The organism is Mycobacterium sp. URHB0044, from assembly GCF_000620625.1.
Lineage (GTDB): Bacteria > Actinomycetota > Actinomycetes > Mycobacteriales > Mycobacteriaceae > Mycobacterium.
On record NZ_JIAW01000003.1, the window covers coordinates 163,277 to 177,141 of the forward strand.

The 13,865-nt window shown below is 69.3% G+C and carries 16 protein-coding genes and 1 riboswitch; of the genes, 9 read left to right on the forward strand and 7 right to left on the reverse strand.

Features of this window, described 5'->3' with window-relative positions; translation table 11 throughout:
- Positions 1–3: 3 nt before the first annotated feature.
- A complete protein-coding gene (locus tag N536_RS0107475; protein ID WP_029113043.1) occupies positions 4–459 on the forward strand; it encodes an SRPBCC family protein in 456 nt (151 codons plus the stop codon).
- Here N536_RS0107475 and N536_RS37705 read toward each other — a convergent pair.
- On the reverse strand, positions 456–1,532 hold the full coding sequence (locus tag N536_RS37705) for a DUF3027 domain-containing protein (protein ID WP_081809092.1): 1,077 nt from the start codon (positions 1,530–1,532) through the stop codon (positions 456–458). The two genes, N536_RS0107475 and N536_RS37705, sit on opposite strands and share 4 nt — an antisense overlap.
- A gap of 188 nt (positions 1,533–1,720) precedes the next feature.
- On the opposite strand from N536_RS37705, the gene N536_RS0107485 reads away from it, so the two are divergent.
- Together N536_RS0107485 and N536_RS0107490 are read left to right on the forward strand one after the other, a co-directional pair.
- Positions 1,721–3,319 carry an MFS transporter gene (locus N536_RS0107485; RefSeq protein WP_155948509.1) on the forward strand — a complete coding sequence of 533 codons (1,599 nt, stop codon included), beginning with the start codon at positions 1,721–1,723 and terminating at the stop codon, positions 3,317–3,319.
- A complete protein-coding gene (locus N536_RS0107490; RefSeq protein WP_029113045.1) occupies positions 3,316–3,804 on the forward strand; it encodes a DUF2771 domain-containing protein in 489 nt (162 codons plus the stop codon). The genes N536_RS0107485 and N536_RS0107490 overlap by 4 nt, the downstream gene beginning before the upstream one ends.
- On the opposite strand, the gene N536_RS0107495 is transcribed toward N536_RS0107490, so the two are convergent.
- The gene (locus N536_RS0107495) at positions 3,801–4,805 is read right to left on the reverse strand and encodes a glutathione S-transferase family protein (protein ID WP_029113046.1); all 1,005 of its coding nucleotides are present in this window, start codon (positions 4,803–4,805) and stop codon (positions 3,801–3,803) included. The genes N536_RS0107490 and N536_RS0107495 overlap by 4 nt on opposite strands.
- A gap of 114 nt (positions 4,806–4,919) precedes the next feature.
- On the opposite strand from N536_RS0107495, the gene N536_RS0107500 reads away from it, so the two are divergent.
- On the forward strand, positions 4,920–5,786 hold the full coding sequence (locus N536_RS0107500) for an endonuclease domain-containing protein (protein ID WP_036435847.1): 867 nt from the start codon (positions 4,920–4,922) through the stop codon (positions 5,784–5,786).
- A gap of 62 nt (positions 5,787–5,848) precedes the next feature.
- On the opposite strand, the gene N536_RS0107505 is transcribed toward N536_RS0107500, so the two are convergent.
- Positions 5,849–6,259: a cold-shock protein gene (locus N536_RS0107505; RefSeq protein ID WP_029113048.1), complete on the reverse strand. Its 411-nt coding sequence runs from the start codon at positions 6,257–6,259 to the stop codon at positions 5,849–5,851.
- Positions 6,260–6,432: 173 nt separating this feature from the next.
- Here N536_RS0107505 and N536_RS0107510 point away from each other — a divergent pair, with 173 nt between their 5' ends.
- From N536_RS0107510 to N536_RS0107525, 4 genes are all read left to right on the forward strand, one after another.
- Positions 6,433–6,837 carry a YccF domain-containing protein gene (locus tag N536_RS0107510; RefSeq protein ID WP_029113049.1) on the forward strand — a complete coding sequence of 135 codons (405 nt, stop codon included), beginning with the start codon at positions 6,433–6,435 and terminating at the stop codon, positions 6,835–6,837.
- Positions 6,834–7,889, forward strand: a complete 1,056-nt coding sequence (moaA, locus tag N536_RS0107515; RefSeq protein WP_029113050.1) for a GTP 3',8-cyclase MoaA — start codon at positions 6,834–6,836, stop codon at positions 7,887–7,889. Before N536_RS0107510 ends, moaA begins: the two co-directional genes overlap by 4 nt.
- A 1-nt stretch (position 7,890) precedes the next feature.
- On the forward strand, positions 7,891–8,148 hold the full coding sequence (locus N536_RS0107520; RefSeq protein ID WP_029113051.1) for a MoaD/ThiS family protein: 258 nt from the start codon (positions 7,891–7,893) through the stop codon (positions 8,146–8,148).
- Between the two features lie 217 nt (positions 8,149–8,365).
- A riboswitch (cyclic di-AMP (ydaO/yuaA leader) is annotated at positions 8,366–8,578 on the forward strand.
- A gap of 9 nt (positions 8,579–8,587) precedes the next feature.
- Positions 8,588–9,847 carry a transglycosylase family protein gene (locus N536_RS0107525; RefSeq protein ID WP_029113052.1) on the forward strand — a complete coding sequence of 420 codons (1,260 nt, stop codon included), beginning with the start codon at positions 8,588–8,590 and terminating at the stop codon, positions 9,845–9,847.
- An 11-nt stretch (positions 9,848–9,858) separates the two neighbouring features.
- Here the strand turns inward: N536_RS0107525 and N536_RS0107530 are convergent, their stop codons facing one another.
- The 4 genes from N536_RS0107530 to N536_RS37710 are packed head-to-tail and all read right to left on the reverse strand — an operon-like array spanning position 9,859 to position 11,471.
- Positions 9,859–10,287 (reverse strand): molybdenum cofactor biosynthesis protein MoaE, encoded by a 429-nt coding sequence (locus tag N536_RS0107530; RefSeq protein ID WP_029113053.1) that lies wholly within the window; start codon positions 10,285–10,287, stop codon positions 9,859–9,861.
- Positions 10,284–10,763, reverse strand: a complete 480-nt coding sequence (locus tag N536_RS0107535) for a molybdenum cofactor biosynthesis protein B (protein ID WP_029113054.1) — start codon at positions 10,761–10,763, stop codon at positions 10,284–10,286. Before N536_RS0107535 ends, N536_RS0107530 begins: the two co-directional genes overlap by 4 nt.
- A 28-nt stretch (positions 10,764–10,791) precedes the next feature.
- A complete protein-coding gene (gene moaC, locus N536_RS0107540) occupies positions 10,792–11,274 on the reverse strand; it encodes a cyclic pyranopterin monophosphate synthase MoaC (RefSeq protein ID WP_029113055.1) in 483 nt (160 codons plus the stop codon).
- 2 nt (positions 11,275–11,276) lie between these two features.
- Positions 11,277–11,471 carry a hypothetical protein gene (locus N536_RS37710; protein ID WP_029113056.1) on the reverse strand — a complete coding sequence of 65 codons (195 nt, stop codon included), beginning with the start codon at positions 11,469–11,471 and terminating at the stop codon, positions 11,277–11,279.
- Positions 11,472–11,571: 100 nt separating this feature from the next.
- Here N536_RS37710 and N536_RS0107550 point away from each other — a divergent pair, with 100 nt between their 5' ends.
- Positions 11,572–13,863 carry a helicase-associated domain-containing protein gene (locus N536_RS0107550; protein ID WP_036435742.1) on the forward strand — a complete coding sequence of 764 codons (2,292 nt, stop codon included), beginning with the start codon at positions 11,572–11,574 and terminating at the stop codon, positions 13,861–13,863.
- Positions 13,864–13,865 lie beyond the last annotated feature (2 nt).

Consider the following 13,865-nt stretch of genomic DNA (forward strand, 5'->3'; position numbering starts at 1 on the left):
GTAGTGGCGGAACCGTTGTTGCAAGCGCAGATCGACATCGACGCGCCACCGGCGAAGGTGTGGGCGCTGATCTCCGACCTACGCCTCATGCCGCGCTGGAGCCCGCAGTGCCGACTGATGAAGGCGTTCGGTCCATTGCGGCAGGGCACCAAGACCGTCAACCTCAACCGGCGCAATCACATGGTCTGGCCGACCACGTCCCAGATCACCGAGGTCATCCCGGAACGGAAGCTGGCCTTCCGCGTGAACGAGAACAACACCGTGTGGGCTTACGAACTCGAACCCACCGACACCGGCACCCGCGTCGTCGAGAGCCGGCATGCCGAGAACGGTGTGAAGCCGACGTCGAACTTCGTGGTGAGCACCCTGTTCGGTGGCGTGCCCAGCTTCGAGCGGGAACTGGTCGACGGGATGAATGACTCGCTGGCACGCATCAAGGCGGCCGCCGAAGCCGATTAGTCGTCCGACCCCGCGGGTTCTGGCTCGAAGGGCTCCTGTGCGACGGTCTCCGGCTCGATGGGCTCGGGGTCCGGTGCGGCCGTCTCTGGCTCGACGGGATCTGGCTCGACGGGCTCGGTGAGTTCCGCCGACTCCGTCGGCTCCACGGGCTCGAGGGCTTCGATGGCTTCTGCCGGGCTCTCCGCCTCGGGGGCCGCGGCCGCCACGGGCTCGGCTTCCGCCTCGGATTCGTCGGGCTCGGCTGCCGCCTCGACGGCATCCGCGGATTCGACGGGCTCGGCCGTCGGCGCCACGTCGACGACGTCGAGGACGCCGTCGTCGAAGGGGTCGAACTCTGGCGACCCGATACCCGCGGGCGCGGGCGTGTCCGAATGGGCACCGCAGCCGTACTCGTCGGCCACCACGCGGCCATCCGCCGACATCTCGTTGGCGCACACCCCGAAGGCGCGGCCAAGCGATCCCCTCAACGGCAGATAGAAGGCGCAGTCCCGGCACACCCGCTTGGTGGCGCGGGCCATCGCCGACCCTGGCCCGAAGTCGCCGTCGAACCAGCGCTGCGCGGCCTCGACTCGACCCCACAGGCTGAGCACCTGGCGGCGGCCGAAGCCGACCTCGCCGGCGACCTCGTCGAGCTCGGGATCGCCCGAGGACAAGAAACCCGGCACCAGCCGCGGGTCGTTGGAGGGTGGGGACAGCAGATCGCCTGGGCTCAGGTCACCCGGCTGGACGCGGTCTTCCCAGGGCACCCACTGCGGCGCTAGCAGCGCCGTCGGCCCTGGCACCAGGACCACTTCGCTGATCGTGGCGTGGTCGGCGCCGGGATAGGCCGCCACGACCACTGCCCACTGCCAGCCCTGATATCCGGGCATGGTCGCCAGGAATCGGTGGGTCGCGGCGGTGGGGTCGTCGAAGCCGGCACCCAGGTACTCGCCGACCACGTCGGGCCCGCTGTGCTCGACGATCGCGGCGCGAGCCAGCTCCACGGCACCCTTCAGCACCGTCGCGAGATCTGCCCGCCCATCCGGCGGGGAGACCGCGGCGTCGTGCTCGGCGGCTTCGATAGTGCTGTCCATCGGCACCAATACTGCCTGACAACTCCTGGGCAAAGCCACACCGGTCGCCCTACGGGCAGCTGTCGTGGCGATGGGGAAGAATCGGGAGCGTGAGCGGATCGCGTCGTAACCCCGGCAACGCCGGGGACCCGAGGGACCCTCGCTACTATCCGCCGCGACCGCCGGCCGACTCCGGCGAGCATCCCGGCATGGCCAACTACCCGAGCGACCCCGCCGGATATCCGCGCCGGACGCCGCGCAATCCGCAGGGGCCGAGCGCCAACCGCTGGCTGCCCCCGCTGGACGAGACGCAGGCCACCCAGGGCCGGGGCGACCGATACGCGCCGCCGCCCGGCGCCGGTGCGGCGGCAGGCGAAAAGGTGACCGTCACCCGCGCCGCGGCGCAACGTAGCCGCGAGATGGGCTCGAAGATGTACGGCCTCGTCCACCGGGCGGCTACCGCCGACGGCGCCGACAAGTCCGGGCTGACGGCGCTGACCTGGCCGGTGATGGCCAACTTCGCCGTCGACGCGGCGATGGCCGTTGCGCTGGCCAACACGCTGTTCTTCGCGGCCGCCTCCGGCGAGAGCAAGAGCAAGGTGGCGTTGTACCTGCTGATCACGATCGCGCCGTTCGCCGTGATCGCCCCATTGATCGGTCCGGCGCTGGACCGGTTGCAGCATGGCCGCCGGGTGGCACTGGCGACGTCGTTCGTGGCACGCACCGTGCTCGCCGTCGTGTTGATCGCCAACTACGACGGCGACAACGGCAGCTTCCCGCCATGGGTGCTCTACCCGTGCGCGCTGGGCATGATGGTGCTCTCGAAGTCGTTCAGCGTGCTGCGCAGCGCGATGACGCCCCGCGTGCTGCCGCCGACCATCGACCTGGTCCGGGTCAACTCCCGGCTCACCGTGTTCGGCCTCCTCGGCGGCACCATGCTCGGCGGCGCCATCGCGGCGGGGGTGGAGTACCTGTTCAACATGCTCCACATTCCCGGCGCCCTGTACGTCGTCGTCGCCGTCACCGTGGGCGGTGCGGTGCTCTCGATGCGCATCCCGAAGTGGGTTGAGGTCACCGAGGGTGAGGTGCCCACCACCCTCACCTATCACGGCCCGACCGAGCAGTTCGGCCGGTTGCCCAACCCGAAGTCCGAGAAGCCGGCCCGACAACCGTTGGGGCGCAACATCATTACCTCGCTGTGGGGCAACTGCACCATCAAGGTCATGATCGGCTTCCTGTTCCTCTATCCGGCGTTCGTCGCCAAGTCGCACGACGCGAGCGGCTGGGAACAATTGCGCATCCTCGGGTTGATCGGCGCCGCGGCGGCGATCGGCAACTTCGCAGGCAACTTCGCCAGCGCCCGGCTGAAACTCGGGCATCCCGCACAGTTGGTGGTGCGAGCCACCATCGCGGTGACCGCCGTTGCGGTGGCCACCGCAGTCACCGGCAACCTTCTGGTGGCGGCGTTCGCGACCCTGGTGGCATCGGGGTCGAGCGCGGTCGCGAAGGCATCACTCGACGCCTCGCTGCAGGACGACCTACCCGAGGAGTCGCGGGCGTCGGCGTTCGGCCGATCGGAGTCACTGCTGCAACTGGGCTGGGTGGCGGGCGGCGCAACGGGCGTCCTGGTCTACACCGATCTGTGGATCGGGTTCACGGCCATCAGCGCCGTGCTGATCCTCGGCCTGGCGCAGACGTTGGTGAGCTACAACGGCGACTCGCTGATCCCGGGCTTCGGCGGCAACCGGCCGGTCTTCGCGGAGCAGGAGGGCGCCGTGCACGACTCGGCGGCGGTGGCGCGCGAGTGAAGAAGCTGCTGGCGGTGCTGGTGACCGTCGCGGTGGTGGCGTCGGCCGCCACGGCGCTGCTGATCTGGCGACTGACCCGTGACCCCGTGCCCGAGCATCCGGAGATCAGCGCGTACACGCATGGTCAGTTGGTGCGGGTGGGGCCGTACCGGTACTGCGACGTCTTTCAGATCACGCAGTGCGACGTCCCGGAAACCATCGGCGAACTCGTCGTCACGTCCCGCGACCCGGTGCAGTTGTCCGTGCCGCCGTCGATCTCGCGGGCGCCCTGGATCTTGTTGCGCGCGTACGAGGATTCGGGCGACAGCGTGGTCGAGGAGTTCCGGCCCGACAGCAAGCTGGCGGTGACCATCCCCACCGTCGACCCGCGCCGCGGCAGACTGACCGGCATCGCAGTGCAACTACCGACGTTGGTCCGCGACGAGCAGAACAACGAGTTCCCATGGCCGCACGCCGAGTGGTCGGTGCGAACGGTCTGGTCCTAGGCTCCGTGCCCGGCGGGCACACGCTCGCCTTCGCGAGGCGGCCCGGGCGGTGAGCCGTCGCCAAAGGGCCTGCCGCCCAACGCTTCCCGGCCGTGCGGTGTCAGCCAGCCGGACAGGTCGGGACCCTTCGGCACGATCCGCGTCGGATTGATGTCGATGTGCACGATGTAGTAGTGCTGCTTGATCTGCACGAAGTCGACGGTGTCGCCGAACCCCGGCGTCTGGAACAGGTCCCGCGCGTACGCCCACAACACCGGCATCTCGTCGAGCTTGGACCGGTTGCACTTGAAGTGCCCGTGATAGACGGGATCGAAGCGCGCCAGCGTGGTGAACAGGCGGACGTCGGCTTCGGTGATGGTGTCGCCCACCAGATATCGTTGCCCGCTCAGCCGCTCGGTCAGCCAGTCCAGTGCGGTGAACAGCCGGTCGTAGGCCGCGTCGTAGGCGTCCTGGGAGCCTGCGAACCCGCAGCGGTACACGCCGTTGTTGACCTCGGTGTAGATGCGCTTGGCCACCTCGTCGATCTCGGCGCGCAGGGCTTCCGGGTAGAGCTGCGGCGCGCCGTCCCGGTGATGCGCCGTCCACTCGGTCGAAAGGTCCAGCGTGATCTGGGCGAAGTCGTTCGTCACGACCTCGCCCGTCGGCACGTCGACGATCGCCGGGACGGTGATGCCCTTCGGATAGTCGGGGAACCGCTTGAAGTAGGCGTCCTGCAGCCGCGGAATCTTCAGCACGGGGTCGACGCCGCCCGGGTCGAGATCGAAGGTCCAGCTGCGCTGGTCATGCGTCGGGCCGCAAAAGCCTATGGACAGAACGTCTTCCAGGCCCAGCAGCCGACGCACGATGATCGCCCGGTTGGCCCACGGGCACGCCCGCGCAACGACGAGGCGGTAGCGCCCGGGCTCGACCGGGTAACCGTCGCGACCGTCGGCCGTGATGCGGGTGGTGATGTAGTCGGTGTCGCGGTTGAAGTCGCCCTTGGGGTTCACGTAGGAAGCCACACCTAGATTCTTCCCCGCCGAGCGCGAAGATGTGCGCGAGATCCCAAACGATCTTCGAGCACAACTGCACTCTCGGCGATGGAACCAACCGGCGACCTGCGCCGTCCTATGGGGATGCTGCCATTCCTCGGCACCGAAGCCGTCGCGGCCGGGACGGTCAACCGGTACCAACTGTCGACCCGATACACCGCGGTTCACCGCAACGTCTACGTTCCGCGTGGTGCCCAACTGACGGCGAAGGACAAGGCGCTGGCGGCATGGCTGTGGTCGGGTCGGCAGGCGACGGCGGCAGGATTGTCCGCCGCGGCGCTGCACGGTTCGAAGTGGATCAACGAGAAACTGCCCGCTGAGTTGATCCACACCAGCCGGCACCCGACCGAAGGCATTGTCCTGCACGGTGACAGGTTGGCCGACGACGAGTCATGCCTCGTCAACGGCGTGCCGGCCACCACGCCGGCACGGACGGCATTCGACCTGGGCCGGCGCCGAGGGACGACCGCCGCCGTCATCCGGCTGGACGCGCTCATGCAGGCCACCCGCCTCAGGAAGCCCGCCATCGAGCAGCTCGCAGCGTGTCACGCCGGCGCCCGCGGAATCGTTCAACTGCGCACCGCGATCGACTTGGCCGATGCGGGCGCGGAATCTCCGCAGGAGACCCGGACCCGCCTGCTCCTCACCTCCGCCGGTCTGCGCCCGAAGCAAACGCAGATCGAGGTCTACAACCAGTACGCAGACCTGATCGGGCGAATCGACATGGGATGGATCGAGTGGCTGGTCGGCGTCGAGTATGACGGCATTCAGCACTGGGACGACCCCGTTCAGCGCAGGCGCGACATCGACCGGATCGCCGAGTTCGAGGAACTGGGCTGGCGGATCATCCGCGTCAGCTCGGACATGCTCCGATATCGCCGGACGACGATCGTGGCCCGCACCCGAGCTGCGCTACTGGCGGCCGGCTACGAACCGCCGAATGTGAAGTAGTGCGCGAAGTTTCAGCGATCCGTCGAGCACAACTGCACTCTCGGCGATGGAACCCAAACGAGTTAGGCGTCGAGTTCCCGCGCGACGGCCTTGACCACCTCGGACACCCGGCGGGCGGTCTTGCGGTCCGGGTACTTGCCCTTGCGCAGCTCGGGCTGCACGGCGCCCTCCAGCAGGGTGATCATGTCCTCGACCATGCCGTGGAGCTCGTCGGGCGTGTGCTTGTGCTCGACGGTGGTGGCTTCGCGACGCGTCTTGGCCAGGCTCGGCGGTGGTTCGATCACCTTGAGGCTCAACGCCTGCGGACCCCGTCGTCCCGCAGCGATGCCGAACTCGACCTTCTGACCGGCCTTGAGCTCCTCCACCCCTGAGGGCAACGCCGAGGACCCGACGTAGACGTCCTCGCCCTCCTCTTGGGAGAGAAAGCCATAGCCCTTGTCGGCGTTGTACCACTTAACCCTGCCGGTCGGCACTGTCCTCACCCGCTCGTCTCGCAAATAACCCGGTTACATAATGAAAGCGTCCCGCCTGCGCAGGACGCGAATGCCATGATCCTACTCGGCCCCCTCCCGACCGAGCACTTCAATACTCCCGCACGCCCGGTGCGGGCGGCACTCGGTAGTCTGGAAGAACCGCTGGAGGGGAAATGCGCCTGATACTGAACATCATCTGGTTGATCTTCGGCGGTCTATGGCTGGCGTTGGGCTACTTCATCGCCGGGATCATCTGCTTCATTCTCATCGTCACCATTCCGTTTGGCTTCGCCGCGTTCCGCATTGGCCTGTACGCGCTGTGGCCGTTCGGCTACACCGTCGTCGACAAGCCGGGCGCCCGTCCCGGCGCGCTGATCGGCAACGTCATCTGGCTGATCTTGTTCGGCATCTGGCTGGCGATCGGGCACGTGATCACCGCCATCGCGATGGCGATCACGATCATCGGCATCCCGCTGGCGCTGGCGAACCTCAAGCTGATCCCCGTCTCGCTACTACCGCTGGGCAAGGAGATCGTGCCCAACGACATGGCCGATGGCCGGGTGGGAGTACCGGGATGACGGCCACCGATCTCGGCCTGCCGTCGATGCGGCGGGCGGTGGTGTCGGCCGCGCCGAGCACCGGTCCCCTCGTCGACACCTTCGGCCGCGCCGCGACGGACCTGCGGGTGTCGCTGACCGATCGGTGCAATCTGCGCTGCACCTACTGCATGCCCGCCGAGGGACTGAACTGGCTGCCGGGCGACGACCTGCTCAGCGCGTCCGAACTCGCGCGGTTGTTGGGCATCGCCGTCACCAGACTCGGCATCACCAGCGTCCGCTTCACCGGTGGAGAACCGCTGGTGTCACGGCACCTCGACGAGGTGGTGGCAGCGGCAGCCGCACTAAGGCCACGACCCGAAATCGCGATGACCACCAACGGAATTGGCCTCGCGCGCCGCGCAGCGGGACTGAAGGCGGCCGGGCTGGACCGCGTGAACGTGTCGCTGGACACCGTCGACGCCGCACGCTTCGCCCACATCACCCGGCGCGACCGGCTTCCCGACGTGCTCGCCGGTCTGGCCGCCGCCGCCGAGGCGGGCCTCACGCCCGTGAAGGTGAACGCGGTGCTGGATCCTGTCACGGGCCTGGACGACGCCGTGCCGCTGCTGCGTTTCTGCCTGGAGCACGGATACCAGCTGCGCATCATCGAACAGATGCCGCTGGACGCCGGCCATCACTGGCAGCGCGACCAGACCGTCGGAGCCGACGCCATCCTGACCACGCTGCGCCGGAACTTCGACCTACAGCCAGATTCCGAGCCGCGCGGATCGGCGCCCGCGCAACTGTGGCGGGTCGATGGCACCGCGGCCACCGTCGGCGTCATCGCGTCCGTGTCCGACGCGTTCTGCGGCGCCTGCGACCGGACCCGGCTGACCGCCGACGGTCAGATCCGCAGTTGCCTGTTCTCCCGCGAGGAGAGCGACCTGAGGCAGCTGCTGCGCACTGGCGCGAGCGACGACGCGCTCGAGGGCGCCTGGCGGGCGGCGATGTGGGCCAAGCCGGCCGGGCACGGCATCAACGACCCCGACTTCATCCAGCCGGACCGACCGATGAGCGCGATCGGCGGCTGACGTGACCGAAGTACAGCTGCACGTCCGTTACTTCGCGGCCGCGCGGGCGGCGGCGGGCACGGAGGCGGAGACGCTCGGCGTCGCCGAGGGCACGTCGGTTAAGGATCTCGTCGAACAGCTGGGTGCGCGCAGTCCGGCGCTGGCTTCGGTGCTGGATCGGTGTTCGTTTTTGCGTGACGGCGTCGCGGTGCGCAACCGTGCCGAGCGGCTACGAACAAACGAAACCATCGATGTCTTACCGCCCTTCGCCGGCGGATGATCGTGATTTGCGTCACATAACGAAACGGTCACAAACTGTCCCAACCGTTGTTCACCTTCGCAAACACCTAGGTAAACCCGGCGGCGTCCTGCCCTTTTAACGTTCTCTCAAGATTTGCCGGCCGCCGAAACGCTGACCTCGGCAAAAGGTGACGAGAAACGGTGTACCCGTTACGGTCAGGACCCAAGCCACACGACCTTAATCGGGTGGCCCGCTGTGCCCGATAACGCCGAATTCCATCCATTGGGCGCCAGCAGAAACCGACAAGTCGGATGGAGGCGGGGGACCCAACCGGTCCACCGAGATAGCAGGACCAGGAGCTTCGGCTCCTTGGGGTGAAGCCGAATTCGCCGTCACAAGCGGTTTCGGCCGGGTGGCCTCTCCAACCCGAACCCGACAGCTGACCTCGCAGGCGTAAACGAGAGGACTTTTTGCACCTATGAGTGGACGGCATCGCAAGCCCACTACATCGGCAGTAAACGTCGCGAAGATCGCCTTCACGGGCGCCGTGATCGGTGGCGGAAGCCTTGCCCTCGCCGGGCAGGCCGGGGCCGCCACGGACGGCGAATGGGATCAGGTCGCCCGCTGCGAATCAGGCAACAACTGGGCCATCAACACCGGCAACGGATATCAGGGTGGCCTGCAGTTCTCGCAGAGCACGTGGTCGTCGCACGGTGGCGGTGAATACGCACCCGCCGCGCACCTGGCCACCAAGGACGAGCAGATCGCGGTCGCGGAGCGCGTGCTGGCCTCCCAGGGCCGCGGCGCATGGCCGGTGTGCGGACGGGGCCTGTCGGCCTCCACGCCGCGCAACGTGCTCGCCGACGCCCCCCAGCCCCAGCCGCTCGACAATCCCGACGTGAACGGTGAGCTGCCGCCTCCGCCGCCGTTCGACGTCTTCGCCGCACCCCCGGTCGACCCGATCGCCCCGCCGGCTCCGCCGGAGAACGTCGTGCCACTGGACGCACCTCTTCCCGAGGCACCGCCTCCCCCGCCCGCGCCCGACATGCCTCCGCCTCCGCCGGAGCAGATCGTGCCCGTCGATGCCACGCTCCCGATCGACGCACCCCCGCCAGTCGATGCCCCGCTGCCGATCGACGCGCCCGCCCCCGATGCACCGCCGCCGCCCGTGGTCGAGGCCGCGAACTGGGACGTCGTCGATGGTGGTCCGGCTCCGGTCGACCAGCCGCAGGCCTGGGCGCTGCACGCAGGCGACCTTGCGCTCGATCCGGTGCTTCCGCCCATGCCCCCGGACCCCGCAGCGCCGGTACCTCCGCCCGCACCCGCGCCCGATCCGCTGGCACCGCTGAACGCCGTCAACGTCCCGGCCCCCGCCTACGACGCCGCCAACCAGGCGATCTCGGGTCAGCTGCCGACGCCGCCCGACGGCATCCCGCACCTCGCCAGCCCGGAGGCCCTGCCCCCCGGCTCGACGTTGGACCCGAACGCCGCTGGCGTCGAGAGCCCCAACGTGAGCTACCTGAAGGACCTGTTCCACGCCGTGCAGAACCAGGACATCAGCGGCAAGGAAGCCTTGCTGCTGGGCCTGGCCCAGCGCGGGATGAACACGCCGTACCCGGATCAGGCTCCAGGCCCGAACGTTCCGATCAGCCCGGGCGATCCGGCGGCCCCGCCGCCTCCTGCTGCGCCGTTGCCGCCCGCACCCGCGCCGCTGCTTCCTCCGCCTCCCGGCGCGTAGTCAGCGCCGGGTCATGCGGATCCGACCCACTCCTCGGATCCGTCGCCGAAGAATTGGTGCTTCCACACAGGTAGCCGCGCCTTGACCGTGTCCACGAGCAGTGCACACGTCTCGAACGCGGCCTGCCTGTGGTCGGCGGCGACCGCGGCGACCAGTGCGGCGTCACCGATGTGCAGCGTGCCGATGCGGTGGCTGACTGCGATCGCACGCACACCCGAACAGCCGCGGGCGATTTCGTCGGCCACGTCGATGAGGGTCTGCTCGGCCGTCGGATGGGCCGAGTACTCGAGCCGCGTGACGTGCCGTCCACCGTCGTGATCGCGGACCACACCGGCGAACCCGACCACCGCGCCGGCGGCCCGGTGTCCGACCAACGCCTCGTGCTCGACGAGCTCGATCACGTCCTCGCTGAGTGCGACGCGCACCACGTCTGCCGTCATCGCGTGTGATCCCTTCCGCTGAGTTGGTCCAGGGCATGCTCGAGCACGCCGTCGAGCACGCCCAGACCGTCCTTGACGCCTCCGGGTGACCCGGGGAGGTTGACGATCAACGTGCCGTCCCGCACGCCGCACACGCCGCGCGACAGCACGGACGTGGGCACGTGCGGCAGCCCGGACCGCCGGATCGCGTCGGCCAGGCCCGGGATCTGATAGTCGACGATGTTGGCGGTTGCGTCGGCGGTGCCGTCGGTCGGTGATATGCCGGTGCCGCCCGACGTGAGGATGATGTCGACCTTATCGCCGACCGCAGCGAACAGTGCCCGGCTCACCGCGAGACCGTCGGGCACGACGACCGGGGGCGTCACGTCGTAGCCGCGCTGCGTCAGCCAGTCGACGATGACGGGGCCGGTGCGGTCCTCGTAGACGCCTGCCGACGCGCGGGTGGAGGCGATGATCACGCGTGCCGAGCGGGTCATCGCGTTTGGTTCTTCGCGCAGGCGGTCATCACGAGCGCGACCAGGCGCCCGTCTTGCCGCCCTCCTTGCGCATCACCTGGATGCCCTCGATGGTGGCGGCGGGGTCGACGGCCTTGAGCATGTCGTAGAGCGTCAGCGCCGCCACGCTGACCGCCGTCAGCGCCTCCATCTCCACGCCGGTGCGGTCCGTGGTGCGCACGGTCGCGGTGATGCCGACATCCGTTGTACCCACGTCGAATTCGACGTCGACGCCGGTGAGCGCCAGCTGGTGACACAGCGGGATGAGGTCGCTGGTCCGCTTGGCCGCGAGGATGCCGGCCACCCGCGCGGTGGCCAGAGCGTCACCCTTGGGCAACCCGCCGGTGGCGATCAACTCGATCACGTCGGCGCGGGTCTTCAACGTGCCCACGGCCACCGCGGTGCGTTTGGTGGCGTCCTTGCCGGTGACGTCGACCATGTGCGCCGCGCCTGCATCGTCCAGGTGCGACAGCCGATCTGGTCGTGCCGTCACGGCTACTTGTTGATGACCGTGACCGGGTGGGTGTACGGCAGTTCGTCGGCCGGCAGCGGGAACGTCACTTCGCCGAACGGCGACAGTGCGCCGGTGCGGTCAGTAGCCAGCTCGCTGACCGCGTGGTCGTCGTCGCCGTTGACGGAGGGCCAGCCATTGTCGACGTAACGGTTCTTCTGCGGTTTCTTGTCAGCCACGTCCACATTGTGGCAGGCAACGCGAGCGCTGGCGAGACCGGTCGGCATGAGCGCAACGACCGGGCGATATCCCACCGCGGCTGCCTTACGCTGGTCGGTAATGACCGATGTGACTCCTCCGGCGGGCAGGAGCGGCGCGACCCGGGACTTGGCCGTCATCCCGCTGGGTGCCTGGCTGGCCGAGCTGCCCGACGACCGGCTCGTCCAATTGTTGGAGTCGCGGCCCGACCTCACCCAGCCCCCACCGGGGTCCATCGCCGCACTGGCTGCCCGGGCGCAGTCCCGGCAGTCGGTGAAGGCCGCCACCGATGACCTGGACTTCCTTCGCCTGGCGGTGCTCGACGCCCTGCTGCTGCTGCACGCCGAGACCGCCCCGGTTCCGCTGACCAAGTTGTTCGCCATGATCGGCGATCGGGCCACCGAGGAGCAGCTGACCGAGGCGCTGGACGACCTGCGCGCCAGGGCGCTGGTGTGGGGCGACGCCGCCGTGCGGGTCACCGCCGAGGCCGCCGCCGGGCTGCCCTGGTATCCGGGCCAGGTCACGCTCGAAGCCACCGACCTGGATGCGGCGCGGGTGAGCGAGCTGCTGGACGGCATCGACCTGCCTCAACGCGAACTGCTGGAACGCCTCGTCGACGGATCACCGGTCGGCCGCACCCGCGACGCGGCACCCGGCACGCCTGCGGACCGGCCGGTGCAGCGGCTGCTTGCGGCCGGCCTGCTGCGCCAGGTGGACGCCGACACCGTGATCCTGCCGCGTCTGGTCGGGCAGGTGATGCGCGGCGAGTCAGCCGGCCCGATCGATCTCACCCCGCCGAACCCGGTGGTGTCGACGACGAAGCCGGCCGAGGTCGACGCGGTCGCCGCCGGAGCCGCAATCGATCTGCTCCGCGAGGTCGAGGTCGTGCTCGAGACGCTCTCCAATGCGCCGATCCCCGAACTGCGCAGCGGCGGGCTCGGGGTGCGCGAGGTCAAGCGGCTGGTCAAGCTCACCGGCATCGACGACCAGCGGCTCGGGCTCATCCTGGAGGTCGCCGCCGCGGCCGGGCTCATCGCGTCGGGCATGCCGGACCCGGACCCCCTCGACGGCACCGGACCGTACTGGGCGCCGACGGTGTCCGCCGACCGGTTCATCGAGTCACCTACGGCGAACCGTTGGCATCTGTTGGCATCGACCTGGCTGGATCTGCCCTCCAGGCCCGGACTGGTCGGCGAGCGCGGCCCCGACGCGAAACCCTATGCAGCACTCTCGGATTCGCTCTACTCGACGGCGGCACCGCTGGACCGTCGCCTGCTGCTGTCGGCGCTGGCCGACCTGGCGCCCGGCGACGGGGTGGACGCGACGTCGGCGTCGCGGGCCCTGGTCTGGCGGCGGCCCCGCTGGGCGGCGCGCCTGCAACCGAAACCGGTCGCCGCGCTCCTGACCGAGGCGCACGCCCTCGGCGTGGTCGGGCGGGGTGCCCTGGCGAACCCGATCCGGAAGCTGCTGGCCGGCGACCCGGAGAACGACGTCATCGCGGCGATGGCCAAGGCGCTGCCCAAGCCCATTGACCACTTCCTGCTGCAGGCCGACCTCACCGTCGTGGTGCCCGGCCCGCTGGAGCGGGAGCTGGCCGAGCAGTTGTCGGCTGTGGCCACCGTCGAATCGGCCGGCGCCGCGATGGTCTACCGCATCAGCGAGCAGTCCATCCGGCACGCGTTGGACACCGGTCGCACGGCAAGCGAAGTCCACGCGTTCTTCGCGCGGCACTCCAAGACACCGGTGCCCCAAGGCTTGACGTATCTCATCGACGACGTCGCCCGTCGGCACGGCCAGCTGCGGGTCGGCATGGCCTCTGCATTCGTTCGGTGTGAGGACCCTGCCCTGCTGGCTCAGGCCGTCGCCGCGCCCGCATTGGAGGCACTGGAGGTGCGCGTCCTGGCGCCGACGGTCGCCGTGTGTCAGGGGTCGATCGCCGAGATGCTGGCCGCGCTGCGCAGCGCGGGTTTCGTTCCCGCGGCGGAGGATTCGTCGGGCGCGATCGTCGACATCCGTCCCCGCGGTTCGCGGGTCCCCGCGCCCGGTCGGCGCCGCAGTTACCGGCCGGCGCCCACCCCCAATGCGCAGACTCTCGGCGCCATCGTCGCGGTGTTGCGCAAGGTGTCGGCCGCCCCCTTCGGCGCGGGCAGGCTGGATCCGGCCGAGGCGATGGCCGAACTGCAGAACGCCGCACAGCAGCAGACGTCGGTGGTGATCGGCTACGTCGACGCGGCAGGGGTGGCCACGCAACGCGTCGTGGCGCCGGTCAACGTGCGGGGCGGGCAGCTGACCGCCTACGACCCCGCCTCCGGGCGGGTGCGGGAGTTCGCCATTCACCGCGTGACGTCCGTGGTGTCGGCCGACGACCGCTGAGC

What these genes read in the sequence shown, in the direction of transcription:
- N536_RS37705 (WP_081809092.1), bottom strand. Translation starts at nt 1,532, where the DNA reads ATGGACAGCACTATCGAAGCCGCCGAGCACGACGCCGCGGTCTCCCCG.
- N536_RS0107485 (WP_155948509.1), top strand. Translation starts at nt 1,721, where the DNA reads ATGGCCAACTACCCGAGCGACCCCGCCGGATATCCGCGCCGGACGCCG.
- N536_RS0107500 (WP_036435847.1), top strand. Translation starts at nt 4,920, where the DNA reads ATGCTGCCATTCCTCGGCACCGAAGCCGTCGCGGCCGGGACGGTCAAC.
- N536_RS0107510 (WP_029113049.1), top strand. Translation starts at nt 6,433, where the DNA reads ATGCGCCTGATACTGAACATCATCTGGTTGATCTTCGGCGGTCTATGG.
- moaA (WP_029113050.1), top strand. Translation starts at nt 6,834, where the DNA reads ATGACGGCCACCGATCTCGGCCTGCCGTCGATGCGGCGGGCGGTGGTG.
- N536_RS0107525 (WP_029113052.1), top strand. Translation starts at nt 8,588, where the DNA reads ATGAGTGGACGGCATCGCAAGCCCACTACATCGGCAGTAAACGTCGCG.
- N536_RS0107530 (WP_029113053.1), bottom strand. Translation starts at nt 10,287, where the DNA reads ATGACGGCAGACGTGGTGCGCGTCGCACTCAGCGAGGACGTGATCGAG.
- N536_RS0107535 (WP_029113054.1), bottom strand. Translation starts at nt 10,763, where the DNA reads ATGACCCGCTCGGCACGCGTGATCATCGCCTCCACCCGCGCGTCGGCA.
- N536_RS0107550 (WP_036435742.1), top strand. Translation starts at nt 11,572, where the DNA reads ATGACCGATGTGACTCCTCCGGCGGGCAGGAGCGGCGCGACCCGGGAC.